Consider the following 12,327-nt stretch of genomic DNA (forward strand, 5'->3'; position numbering starts at 1 on the left):
TTTGAACTAGTATCCATAATGAGAGGGTTTAATTATGATAGATAATTTTTGGCGTGATTTACCACGACCGTTTTTTATACTCGCACCAATGGAAGATGTGACAGACGTTGTTTTTCGACATGTTGTAAGTGCTGCAGCCAAACCGGATGTATTTTTTACCGAATTTACAAATACGGAAAGTTATTGTCATCCGGAGGGAAAGGCTAGTGTTCGCGGACGTTTGACTTTTACTGAGGATGAACAACCAATAGTGGCTCATATATGGGGAGACAAGCCTGAATATTTTCGCCAAATGAGTATTGGTATGGCGGAACAAGGATTTCGAGGTTTGGATATTAATATGGGCTGTCCTGTACCAAATGTGGCAGCTAAAGGTAAGGGAGCAGGTCTTATTCGCCATCCGGAAGTTGCTGCCAATCTGATACAAGCAGCAAAAGCAGGCGGATTGCCTGTAAGTGTGAAGACAAGGCTTGGTTACACGGAAGTTGATGAATGGCAGGACTGGTTGACCCATGTACTGAAACAAGACATCGCAAATCTTTCCATACATCTACGTACTAGAAAGGAAATGAGCAATGCAGATGCTCATTGGGAACTGATTCCTGAAATTAAAAAACTTCGTGATGATGTGGCACCAGAAACACTTTTGACAATCAACGGGGATATTCCAGATCGTCAAACAGGCTTGAAGCTCGTAGAACAATCTGGTGTAGATGGGGTGATGATAGGGCGTGGTATTTTTAAAAATCCATTTGCTTTTGAAGAGGAAACAAAAGACCATAGTAGTGAAGAATTACTTAATCTTTTAAGAGTACATCTAGACCTTTTTGACAAATATTCTAAAATAGAACCGCGTCCATTCGGACCTCTTCGTCGCTTTTTTAAGATATACGTTAAGGGATTCCGTGGGGCAAGTGAATTGAGAAATCAATTGATGAGTACAGAATCAACAGATGAAGTGCGTGCAATGCTCGATAACTTTGATACGAAGGAATAGTGGTTAATCCCAATCGTTTCATGATTTTTACCAATTGAAAAATATAATATCAAAATTGTGCCCGGTTTTCGTGAAATAAATATTTCCGATTTCTGGGTCTTTTTAATGCTATTACTGTTTTAGTCTTAGTGGTCTTTGTGTAGAAGAGTGGAAACTTTCTTTCGTATAATACGTATAAGATACAATAAGCAAAATAACTATGGTGTTGCAATGAAATTCAGGCAAGGAAACAAGCATCGGGGGAGAGATTCCAGTGAAACAAATACGGCTTATGAATTGGGTGTTAGAAGTGGATGTAAATAAGACGAAGGAATTTTACAACAAAGATATTGAACTGTGCGACTGTGTATACTGTGAAAATTATATGGAAGCATGTAAACAAATGGATCCTTGCCTATTGAAAGTCTTAAAAACATTAGAAATTAATCCTTCAAAGCCAAGCCATTTATCTGAATATGGTGAAGTAGAGGATTTTCGTTTATACATGGGTTGTTATCATATAGTTGGAAATTTAGTAGAAGGGGAGTATTGTACCGATTCTGATTGGAATGGAACCAATACAGCTAAAATAGGAAATTTTACGTTAGGATTTAATAAAGAGTTCACGTTTGTACATGATGAGTTCCCAAGCCCTGTTTTACAATTAGATTTCGAGGCTAAAATTTCCTGGGTATTGAATGAACTTCCAGGAGACTGATATGTAGCAAAAGAGAGCTTAACCGGTCATAATACTACTATGAATAAAGGTAGAAAGTCAATTAGAATTAGGGAATCTTTATGATAAAGAGAGACGGCAGGTTTGGCAAGTCTAGGAATGTCTAACCAGAATTTAACGAGGTGATTTCAATAGATTTATTAGAATTATATTATAAAAGATACATAGGAACGGTACAGCCTTCTGATTATGTAGAGTGGGCAACTAATAGTTTGCATATGGACGTACGTGAAATAAATAAGCTTGCTAGTATGAATAGGAAAGCAAAATTAAATATATTTGAAATGGAAAAGATGTTTGAAGATGCCATGAAAAACATTCAATGGGAAGTACCTTTAAAAGAGCAATGCTTGGATTATCATATGAAAAAACTACATTCACAACTTTTATTACCTGTTGAAAATGCTATGTTGATTGTGAAAGAGATATATGATTGCACAATAGAACATGATTTATTCGAGGAACAGATGAAATGGCAAGAAATAAGTGATGCCATTGATGATTTTCAATATGGAGATAATTATTATGGCTATACCTTGGAAAAAATCAATGAAATGATTATTGCACATGCCCGTAAGATTTGGCATATGAAATTAAGCAAAATTACTTTTAAGGAATTTATTGGTCAAAGGATCACTGCCATTGATTCGGAGGTACATTTCATCATTCAGTTAGAAAAAGGTGCAATAATCATCGAGTGCCCTTGGCGAGTCCGTGATACAGGTGGAATCATATTGGGAGAAACAGATATTCAATCAAACCAAAGGGAATGGAAAACAATAGAAGAGTTATTGGTTGGTAGGATAATAGAAGATGTACAGTTATTTGAACAATGTCCACTCCTAATCATTCAGTGTGGCAATATTTTTATCGATGTGTTTCATGACAGTTCTTATTTTGACGGTTGGACTCTAACAGATCATGAAGATTTTTATATATTTTCAATGCATGGTGGCAACATTGCATAAAAAACAGTAGTAAAAAATTTTAACTAAATTAATAGTAGTTATGAAGTAGGATGATTAAAAAGTACTAAAGATTTCCTAACTGCATAGAATGACATCAGGATGGTACGGTTGAAAATCGTTTGTTTTTTCTTCATGATGGGGATGTTACAGATATTCAGCTAGGGGAGAAGAATTATTATGTGGATGACGAACAGGGACCAATGCAAAACTAACCGAATAGTTGTCCGGTATAGAGCATATATTAGTATACACGAAAACCATGTTCATTCATGAATATGGTTTTTTTTTAGTTCGGTTATGCCTGTTTAGAAGCTTAGCATAAATTACTTAAGCGCATTGACAATATTCAACAAATAATTGACAAATTAGTGAATACTAATATATTATATACAATATATGAAATGTTCAAAAAACGTTCCTTTACAATACAAAGTGAAAGCGGTTTCGTTTTGGGGGCAAATGGCTTTTTGTCATTGATTATAAAAAATATAGGCCAGATGTCTTTTACTAGGATGAAAGGTCTAAAACAAGGAGGAGAAGTTATGTCGAGTGAAGAAATATATCAGCTAATAGCCATAATAATTTATATGGGGGCGATGCTCGGTATTGGTTGGTATGCATACCGACGTATATCAAATCTGAATGATTACATGTTAGGAGGACGTTCTTTAGGTCCAGCAGTAACCGCACTTAGTGCAGGGGCAGCGGATATGTCCGGATGGTTACTTATGGGTCTTCCTGGGGCTATTTACCTTTATGGTCTTGACCAGGTTTGGATTGCTATTGGTCTTACAATTGGGGCCTACTTAAACTGGTTATTCGTGGCACCACGACTTCGTACTTACACACAAGTATCCAATGACTCTATTACAATACCGAGTTTCTTAGATAATCGATTAAAAGACAGCTCGAAAATTCTTCGTATTGCATCAGGAATTATTATCCTACTTTTCTTTACATTCTATGTATCTTCCGGAATGGTAGCTGGTGGAGTGTTCTTTGAAAGCTCATTTGGTTTAAGCTATCATAGTGGGTTACTGATTGTATCTGCTGTGGTTATTGCCTACACTTTATTTGGGGGATTCCTTGCTGTTAGTTATACGGACTTTATTCAAGGGCTAATCATGTTCTTGGCACTTATTCTCGTTCCAGTTATTGCAATATTTGTAACAGGTGGCGTAGGGGAAACGGTTGATTCTATTAAATCAGTTGATCCAGAATTGCTAAGCTTATTCGCAGGTGCTACAACTGCTGGAATCATCTCATCTGTTGCTTGGGGACTCGGTTATTTTGGACAACCGCATATTATTGTTCGTTTTATGGCGATTAAGAGTGTGAAGGAAACCAAACAAGCAAGAAGAATTGGTATCGGCTGGATGATTCTATCACTATTAGGTGCGACTCTAGTAGCATTAATCGGTGTTGCATATTTCCAACAGAACCCAGGGGAAACACTTGTAGATCCTGAAGCAATTTTCATTGCTATTGGCCAAGTGGTATTCCATCCATTTATTGCTGGAATCATGCTTGCTGCTGTATTAGCTGCAATTATGAGTACAATCTCATCACAATTGATTGTAACGTCATCAGCATTAATTGAAGACCTTTATAAAGCGGTAGTAAAGAAGGATGCTTCGGAAGCAAGATATGTATTTTTGGGAAGAATTTCAATTCTAGTTGTAGCGATTGCAGCTCTATTCTTTGCTTGGACAAAGAATGAAACAATTCTAGACCTAGTTGGTTTTGCTTGGGCAGGATTTGGTGCTTCATTTGGACCTGCTATTCTATTATCTCTATACTGGAGAAAAATCACAGGACTTGGTGCACTTGCAGGTATGGTAGTAGGTGCTGTTACCGTAGTGATTTGGGGAAGTTCAGAATCCTTATCTGGTATGTTATATGAAATTGTTCCTGGTTTTGTATTAAGTTTAATTGTTACAGTAGTAATTAGCTTGCTAACTTACAAGCCTAATCCAGAAATTGAAAAAGAGTTTGATGAATCTATCAGACTGTTAAAAGAAGAGAAATAATAGCTCGTAATTAAATGGTTCCGATTATTAATTATTAATAATCGGAACCATTTTTCTTTAGATTGTCTTCATTCACAGTTATTACCTTTCATTACATAGCAAGAAAACGTTTTGCGGATGGAAGCAAGTTACATTATCTGACTTTAACATTAGAATGTTGACTAGTCCGTTTTGACTCCGTAACAAAAATATAAACGGAGACAAGAATACAGACAAATAAGGTAACGTGAAACAAGATATGAAATGTATTTGGTACAATTCCGTTCATTACTGGTAAGAAAGTATGGGTGTTACCAAACATGGCCGTATAGCTTGCAATCCTTTCTGTAGCACCAATACCTGTAAAATAAGGAATCCACCAACTCATCAATACTCCAGCAAAAATACACGATGGATGAATGACAAGCCAAAGCTTAACAAACAATGGGTATCGTTTACCAATGAACAATAGCATTAGAAAAATGAGGAAGGCTACTTGTAATACTCCAACTAAGGTAACGATGATTAACTCGTTAGTCGTTTTCTCTTGCTTTATTGCATGGATGTCATTAAGCGATCCTAGTGGAACCCAGTCTTGAACAATCATAAAAAGTAATATAAAGCAATAACCAAGAATCAGTACCTTTTCAGAAAAACGAATATTCCTCACCATTCAGTCCTCCATTTTCATACTACTATTTTATTAATATATTAAAAGAAGAGGCTCTAACATAATTTAAAATACTCAACTATTTTGACGAAGTTAATTTACAGTATCTCTTTATCAGGTATGTCCAAGCCTCTTTCATTTTTTAGTATTAAAGCTTTACAGTTACCTGTTTAGTTAGTAGTCGAGTTATTCCAATAACCATTATTATGAGTAAAAAGACTGTGATTGCAGCAATGCTTTTAGGCAGAATATCTAGAAACTTTAGCTGTTCCACTAATGGTAAATCTAAGGTTATTCTTAAGAGTGAATCTTTAGCGATTAAAATAATTAGCCCAACAAAAACAAAACATAACCCTGGTACTGTACCTAGTCGATAGAATCCTGAACTAATCATCCAACCTATTAGATAATAAATGAAAATATTTATACTAACGATAGAAATAGCTAATAACCAGTTGCTATTTGGATCAATATAAGGAGGGACAATGAAGGATTGTACAGTACTACTGATGATGTTGCCAATAATATTTCCGTCCGTATCTATATCTTGAACAACAGAATTAATATCAGGATTATTTATGGTTATTCCGTCAATTTGATTGATTATAAATTGACTCAAAACAGAAAACACTATGGTTATAATTGGGAGAAATACTGATAATCCAATTGCGGCTAATGTTGCTCCTTTAAAGTAATCCTTTCTTGTTACACCATTTGCTACAAAGTGAGGCAGAAAATAAAAACATAATATTCCAATGACAAACATAGCAATGTTAGCAGAAATAAAAACACTATTGAAATAAGTATCTACTTCAAAATCTCCAAATAGAGATGAGACTATTCGAAAGATATGAACAACTATCATTACTCCTAAGAACCCAAGCACCCATAAAGACTGTGCAGTGAACATATCTACTGCTACTTTAAGATAAATGGCATTTTGTTTCATTAGTTTTCCTCCTTGGTTAAATACACAAATAGCTCATGAAGCGTAATAGGTCCTATTTCTAGTCCAAGCTCGCGAGCCGATCCCTTGTCTAAGTCAGTAAGTTCACTAAAAATCATAACCGCTTTTGTACTTCCTAGTTGTTCCGCATGGATTTGTTGTTTTGCTTGAACAAATTCATCCACTAACTCAGCATTTCCGGTAATTTTTGCACCTTTTGTCATCAGCGAATCATAGTCTTCATAAAGGATAATTTCTCCTTTATCTAACATGATCACCTCATCAAATAAATAATCCATTTCGGAGACGAGGTGGGTGGATAGGATTATAATTCTAGGATGATTTTGTTGGTCCTTTAGTAGTTCCTTATAAAACATATCGCGTGATGGAGCATCCATGCCCAAATAGACCTCGTCAAAAATAGTTATTGGTGCTCTACTCGCTAGTCCTATGATGACATTAAGAGCTGACTGCATTCCTTTAGAAAATTTTTTGACTGGTTTTTTCTGATCTAGTTTAAATCGGTTAACTAGGTAGTTTGCATATTCTTTATCAAAATTTGGGCGGTATCGTTCGTTATCTTGCAATATACTCTTGATATTATCTGTTTCATCCTTATAGTCTTTATTATATAGAAAGGCAATCTGTTGCATGATATCCGCATTCTCAAATGGAGATTCACCATTTATGGTAATTGAGCCAGAAGTTGCTTTGCGGAATGAAGCTAAAATTGATAATAGTGATGTTTTTCCTGCTCCATTTCTCCCTAATAGTCCATAAATTCTGGGGCTATTTATTTCAAATTTTACATTTTTTAGCGCTGTATAATTTCCGTAGTTTAGGCTTAAATTATTAACTACAAGATTCATAAGTTATCACTTCCTTTTATCTTTTTAATGTAACCAATGATTTCATTTTCTGTAATGCCTAGCTTATTCGCTTCTTGAATAAGTTTGAGAACGTAATCTTCTATAAAAGATTCTTTACGTTTCTGGACAAGCATTTCTCTTGCCCCTTCAGCCACAAACATGCCAATTCCTCTTTTCTTATATAAAATCCCTTCATCAACTAACTGATTCACTCCTTTTGACACGGTAACATGGTTAATCTTATAGAAATTCACTAATTGGTTTGTGGAAGGTGCCTGATCTCCCTCCTTTAATTGTTTATTGATAATTTGATCCTCAATCTTTTCTCTAATTTGAATGTATATTGGTTTGTCTTCTTCAAAGAGCTTACTCATAATGCCACCCGCTATCCTAAAATGGTTATATCCTGATTTAGTTATATAGTTATGTATATAACTATAATGGGGGTTCGGTTGTATGTCAATAAGGAGAAAAAAATATTCCTCTTTTGGTAATTTCCACTTGCTAAAACTAATGCCATTAGTTATATTAAAACTAATGATATTAGTTTTCTAGTAGGAAATGAATTAGGAGGAATGATAGTATGAAAGTAACTCATTGTCTGAATCTTTATCAGTTGACAGTTTTACCGCGTCTGTTTCCGGTGAATTGTTATATCTATGAGGAAGAGGAGCAGCTAACATTAATAGATGCCGGGCTTCCAAGTAGCTACAAAGGAATTGTTAACTTGGTAAAGAAACTTAATAAGCCGCTAACGAACATTGTTTTAACGCACGGTCATGGCGATCATGTTGGTGCATTAGATCGGTTAAAGCTTACTTTTCCTAATGCAATAGTATCAATTTCTATACGTGACAGTAGATTGTTAAAAGGTGATACATCCTTAGAGGCAAATGAACCACAAACACCTATCAAAGGTGGTGTTCCTAAGAAATTAATAACGAAGGTTGATAGATTGTTAGGGGAAGGAGACCGTGTTGGTTCACTTGAAGTGTATGCAACTCCTGGACATACACCAGGTTCCATTTCCTTACTAGATACGAATCAGGGTGGAATAATTGCAGGAGATGCATTCCAAACAAAAGGTAGATTGGCAGTTTGTGGACAAATGGTACGAAGATTCCCCTTCCCAACGTTTGGAACATGGAATAAAGAAATATCAATAGAAAGTGCTAGAAAAATACTGAAACTAAATCCTACAATACTTGCGGTTGGCCACGGAAGGATTATTGAAAATCCTTGTGAAAGTATTCAAAAGGCAATAAATGAAGCAGAAGGTAGTCTAAGTAAATTAGGAAAGGGAGCATAATGGATGCCTAGAGTCGGGTTGGATTTAGAACAAATTATTCAAACAGCAGCAAAGATCGCAGACCAGAGTGGTACAGAGGCTGTAACTTTGGCAGAGATTGCACGGAGATTATCTGTTCGTTCTCCATCATTATTTAACCATGTGAAAGGGTTGCCTCAACTAAAAAGAGAACTTTCACTATATGGTGTGAAACGATTACATGAACGTTTGCAGGAAGCTGCAAAAGATAAAAACGGGGAAGAAGCAACTTTTGCTATGGCAGATGCATATCTTCGTTTTACACAGGAACATCCTGGATTATATGAATTTACGATTGCACTTCCACATCCTAAGGATGAGGAAATTGATAGAGAAGGAAATAAAATCATTACGTTAATAGTTAATTCTTTAAGTTCTTTTCAATTATCAGAAGAAAATGCGATTCATGCGGTTAGAGGTTTAAGAAGTATTCTTCATGGATTTTCCTCCCTTGAACAAAAAGGTGGATTTGGCATGTCGATAAAACATACGGAAAGCTTTAATCTATTAATGAAGGCATTCTTAACGGGCTTGAAACACATGGATGCGAGTGTATAAAAAAATTCCAGTTTAATTCGATATTGTGAATTGTGTTTTTTCAAGTTACAAAGTTAATAGGGATGGGCCGGGAATTACGTCAATCCCGGAAATCGTCAAAGTATTTTTGATGAAGGATTAAATACAATAAAAATGATGGCAGGGTTCAAGAACAGCATGTATTCATGTAGTAACTATTTCATGGGCTCCCGTATATATTGTTAAGGATGAAATATTGGGAGGTAATAGTAAATGAATAATGATTACCAACAGTATATTGAACAGATTCTGAGCACATGGGAAAAGAAGCAACGTGAGGGAGCCCTGAAAATTATAAAAAAGTATGGATACCCACAGGAAGCCATAGCAAGTAGATTAATTTGGTATAATAATGGTCCTTGGAAGCGTACGGTTGTAATGCGAGATGCTGTACCACATAATTTACCAGTGAATCATATGGATTTTCTAGCACAAACGGTTGACTATCGTACACCGATTGAAAAGTTTGAAGAAATTGCTCGTTTTGATGGTAGTTGCTACCCAGATCGAACAAGAGGCGAAGTTACTGTTATTTGTGATAAAGAAGAGGCGAACTTTCTATCTGTTAATTTGTTTCATGAAATTGTGACAGGAAAACGTACGGCAGATGAAGCGAAATACTTTATGGCGGAAACAGAAGCAAATTATCTTTTCAACAATATCTCAACACCCTATCTAGAAAAAATACTCTTCCCATCCCAACGTTATACGATGGACCCAGGTATTCAATACTTTGATGAAAAAACTTAAAAAGTTAAATTATATCTTGTGATAAAAAGTAAATGATTGCTTTGTCTAGCATGAAATAGGAAAAAATGTAGTACCAAATAGTGATTTATTATTAGAACATAGCTATAATGATAATATCGATATTCAGTAGTAAAGGAGCTATTATATGAGTAATGAAGGAAGAAAAATACAAGAGGTTGATCAGTATATTGCAAATTTACCAGAAGAAATTCAAGCTATTACAAGTTCTTTAAGAGAAATTATTCTTAACACGTCTTCAGAACTAATAGAAGAGTATAAATGGTCTATGCCTAATTACTCATATAATGGATTGGTTTGTTATTTACAAGCTAGTAAAAAACATGTAAATCTTGGTTTTCAAAAAGGTAATGAGCTAGAAGATAAAGATCAGGAGAACCTATTACAAGGGTCAGGAAAAACAATGAGACATATTAGAATGAAAAAGATGGAAGATATTAATCCAGAATATTTCATTTCTCTTATCCATGAAGCTATGGAATTAAACAGGAAGTAGTATTGACATATTCCATAAGACTCCCTATAATGAAAGCTGTAAATTATAAACGTTAAGGAGGATTATTAAAAAGGTGACACACGCGATGAGACTACGTTTCCCAACTTTAAACTAGTAACTTCATAGTTTAAATGGCTCTGTTTGTGCATACAGAGTAAACGGGATTAGTCTGTCCTTTTTTAATAACCTTCATTTCATATTAAATATGTCATGTATAGAAAGGCGGATTTTTCTGCCTTTCTTTATTTATATTCAAAGATGTTCCTACCCTTTTAATAGGTAGGTAAAATTAAGAAGGCTTCTAAAAGCCCTAACTGAATAAGGATAGGTCTATTTCTCTTTACTCCAAATCACAGGCAGAGCTTGTGATTTTTTTAATTGGAGGTAGGAAAAGTGGAAAAGGTATGTATTGAAATTGAAAATTTGGAGCTATCATTTTTGGATAGATTAGTGTTAGACATTTCGAGATTGGTTGTGCATCAATTTGACCGTATTGGTATTGTTGGAAAGAATGGTGCAGGTAAAAGTACGTTACTAAAGCTGATGGATGGCCAAATTCATCCAGATAAAGGGCAAGTAAAACATTTTGCGGATTTTGCTTACTTTGACCAATTGTCATCACCGGAAGAAAGTGAAGTAGAGCCTGAATTATTAGGTAGGCTATCTATCCCGAAAACGGTGATTGATAAATTTAGTGGTGGAGAAAAAACAAGATTAAAGTTAGCCCAACTCTTCTCAACTTATCATGAAGGATTATTAATCGATGAACCAACGACACACTTAGATCAAGAAGGAATTAAATTTTTTATTGAAGAATTATCGTATTATTATGGTGCACTAGTACTTGTCAGCCATGATCGTTATGTTTTAGATAAGCTAGTAACAAAAATTTGGGAAGTAGAAGACAGTAGAGTAACTGAATATACAGGTAATTATTCTGATTATGTGGCACAGAAGGAACTCCAAAAACGACAACAATTAGAAGGGCATGAAAACTATTTAAAGGAAAAGAATCGATTGATGAAAGCTGCAGAGCAAAAGATGATGAAGGCAGCAAAGATTACGAAGGCTAATGGACAAATGTCCAAAAGAGAAGTAAATGATATACCTAATAAGACTTTTATGACGAAATCGAAAGGTACTAGTCAAAAGTCCGTACAACGGGCAGCGAAAGCACTGGAACACAGAGTGGAACAATTAGAAGTGGTGGATGCTCCAAAAGAGGAACGGCTTATTCGTTTTCATCAGTCAGAATCACTGAAATTACACAATAAGTTTCCAATTATGGCAGAACGTCTGACTATAACAATAGGGGATAAGACACTTCTTGAAGAAGCAAGTTTTCAGTTTTCATTAGGTAAATCAATTGCGATTACTGGGAAGAATGGTGCAGGAAAATCAACGTTGATTCGACATATTTTACAGCAAGGTGAAGGACTAACGATTTCTCCTAAAGTGGTGTTTGGAGCATATGAGCAAATGAATTATCAATTCAAACAAGACCAAACGGTTATAGCTTATATGAAGGAAAGGAGTGACTTTAAAGAAAGTAAGATTCGTGCCGTCCTTCATTCCATGAATTTTACTGGGAATGATTTTAAGAAGCATGTTAAGGATTTAAGTGGAGGTGAAGCAATTCGGTTAGTTTTATGTAGTCTGTTTTTAGGAAGGTATAATGTTCTGGTGCTAGATGAACCAACTAATTTCTTAGATGTTTTTTGTATGGAAGCGTTAGAACAATTTATAAAAGGATATGAAGGAACGGTATTACTGGTGTCTCATGATCAGACATTCGTAGACAATGTAGCAGACCAGGTATATTCTATTGAGAATCATAAATTAGTATTACAAAATAAGTAAGTATAATAAAAATACCAGTTCTCTAAATGAATTAGCGGACTGGTACTAATCACATGAGTCTATGTAAATTTCTATAAAAAATAAATCTCAATGAAACCAAAAACATAATACAAACGTATAAAGAAT

Annotated in this window: 13 protein-coding genes; 9 read left to right on the forward strand and 4 right to left on the reverse strand. The window is 35.0% G+C overall.

The features are described from left to right. Positions 1-34 precede the first annotated feature (34 nt). The 4 genes from TY11_RS00670 (at position 35) to putP (ending at position 4,710) form a co-directional block, all read left to right on the forward strand. Entirely contained in the window at positions 35-997 is a 963-nt protein-coding gene (locus TY11_RS00670) for a tRNA dihydrouridine synthase (RefSeq protein ID WP_042141991.1), read from the forward strand. 253 nt (positions 998-1,250) lie between these two features. Beyond that, complete coding sequence (locus TY11_RS00675; RefSeq protein WP_042141992.1) at positions 1,251-1,694, forward strand: hypothetical protein; 444 nt, start codon at positions 1,251-1,253, stop codon at positions 1,692-1,694. A 140-nt stretch (positions 1,695-1,834) separates the two neighbouring features. Continuing rightward, positions 1,835-2,680 carry a hypothetical protein gene (locus TY11_RS00680; RefSeq protein ID WP_231495749.1) on the forward strand — a complete coding sequence of 282 codons (846 nt, stop codon included), beginning with the start codon at positions 1,835-1,837 and terminating at the stop codon, positions 2,678-2,680. Positions 2,681-3,222: 542 nt separating this feature from the next. Next, the gene (gene putP / locus TY11_RS00685) at positions 3,223-4,710 is read left to right on the forward strand and encodes a sodium/proline symporter PutP (protein ID WP_042141993.1); all 1,488 of its coding nucleotides are present in this window, start codon (positions 3,223-3,225) and stop codon (positions 4,708-4,710) included. Between the two features lie 133 nt (positions 4,711-4,843). On the opposite strand, the gene TY11_RS00690 is transcribed toward putP, so the two are convergent. The 4 genes from TY11_RS00690 to TY11_RS00705 form a co-directional block, all read right to left on the reverse strand. Beyond that, entirely contained in the window at positions 4,844-5,362 is a 519-nt protein-coding gene (locus TY11_RS00690) for a hypothetical protein (protein ID WP_042141994.1), read from the reverse strand. A gap of 145 nt (positions 5,363-5,507) precedes the next feature. Further along, positions 5,508-6,308: a hypothetical protein gene (locus TY11_RS00695; RefSeq protein WP_042141995.1), complete on the reverse strand. Its 801-nt coding sequence runs from the start codon at positions 6,306-6,308 to the stop codon at positions 5,508-5,510. Further along, positions 6,308-7,174, reverse strand: a complete 867-nt coding sequence (locus TY11_RS00700) for an ATP-binding cassette domain-containing protein (RefSeq protein ID WP_042141996.1) — start codon at positions 7,172-7,174, stop codon at positions 6,308-6,310. Before TY11_RS00700 ends, TY11_RS00695 begins: the two co-directional genes overlap by 1 nt. Then, positions 7,171-7,548 (reverse strand): GntR family transcriptional regulator, encoded by a 378-nt coding sequence (locus TY11_RS00705; RefSeq protein WP_042141997.1) that lies wholly within the window; start codon positions 7,546-7,548, stop codon positions 7,171-7,173. The genes TY11_RS00700 and TY11_RS00705 overlap by 4 nt, the downstream gene beginning before the upstream one ends. 209 nt (positions 7,549-7,757) lie before the next feature. On the opposite strand from TY11_RS00705, the gene TY11_RS00710 reads away from it, so the two are divergent. The 5 genes from TY11_RS00710 to TY11_RS00730 all read left to right on the forward strand — a co-directional run bounded on the left by TY11_RS00710 (position 7,758) and on the right by TY11_RS00730 (position 12,201). After that, on the forward strand, positions 7,758-8,483 hold the full coding sequence (locus TY11_RS00710; RefSeq protein WP_042141998.1) for an MBL fold metallo-hydrolase: 726 nt from the start codon (positions 7,758-7,760) through the stop codon (positions 8,481-8,483). 3 nt (positions 8,484-8,486) lie between these two features. Next, the gene (locus tag TY11_RS00715; RefSeq protein ID WP_042141999.1) at positions 8,487-9,059 is read left to right on the forward strand and encodes a TetR/AcrR family transcriptional regulator; all 573 of its coding nucleotides are present in this window, start codon (positions 8,487-8,489) and stop codon (positions 9,057-9,059) included. A gap of 231 nt (positions 9,060-9,290) precedes the next feature. Beyond that, complete coding sequence (locus TY11_RS00720) at positions 9,291-9,827, forward strand: hypothetical protein (RefSeq protein ID WP_042142000.1); 537 nt, start codon at positions 9,291-9,293, stop codon at positions 9,825-9,827. Between the two features lie 145 nt (positions 9,828-9,972). Continuing rightward, positions 9,973-10,341: a DUF1801 domain-containing protein gene (locus TY11_RS00725; protein WP_042142001.1), complete on the forward strand. Its 369-nt coding sequence runs from the start codon at positions 9,973-9,975 to the stop codon at positions 10,339-10,341. A gap of 393 nt (positions 10,342-10,734) precedes the next feature. Continuing rightward, positions 10,735-12,201 carry an Msr family ABC-F type ribosomal protection protein gene (locus tag TY11_RS00730; protein WP_042142002.1) on the forward strand — a complete coding sequence of 489 codons (1,467 nt, stop codon included), beginning with the start codon at positions 10,735-10,737 and terminating at the stop codon, positions 12,199-12,201. Positions 12,202-12,327: the final 126 nt, after the last annotated feature.

Source organism: Paucisalibacillus algeriensis (assembly GCF_000577245.1).
In the GTDB taxonomy this organism is placed as follows: Bacteria; Bacillota; Bacilli; order Bacillales; family Amphibacillaceae; genus Ornithinibacillus.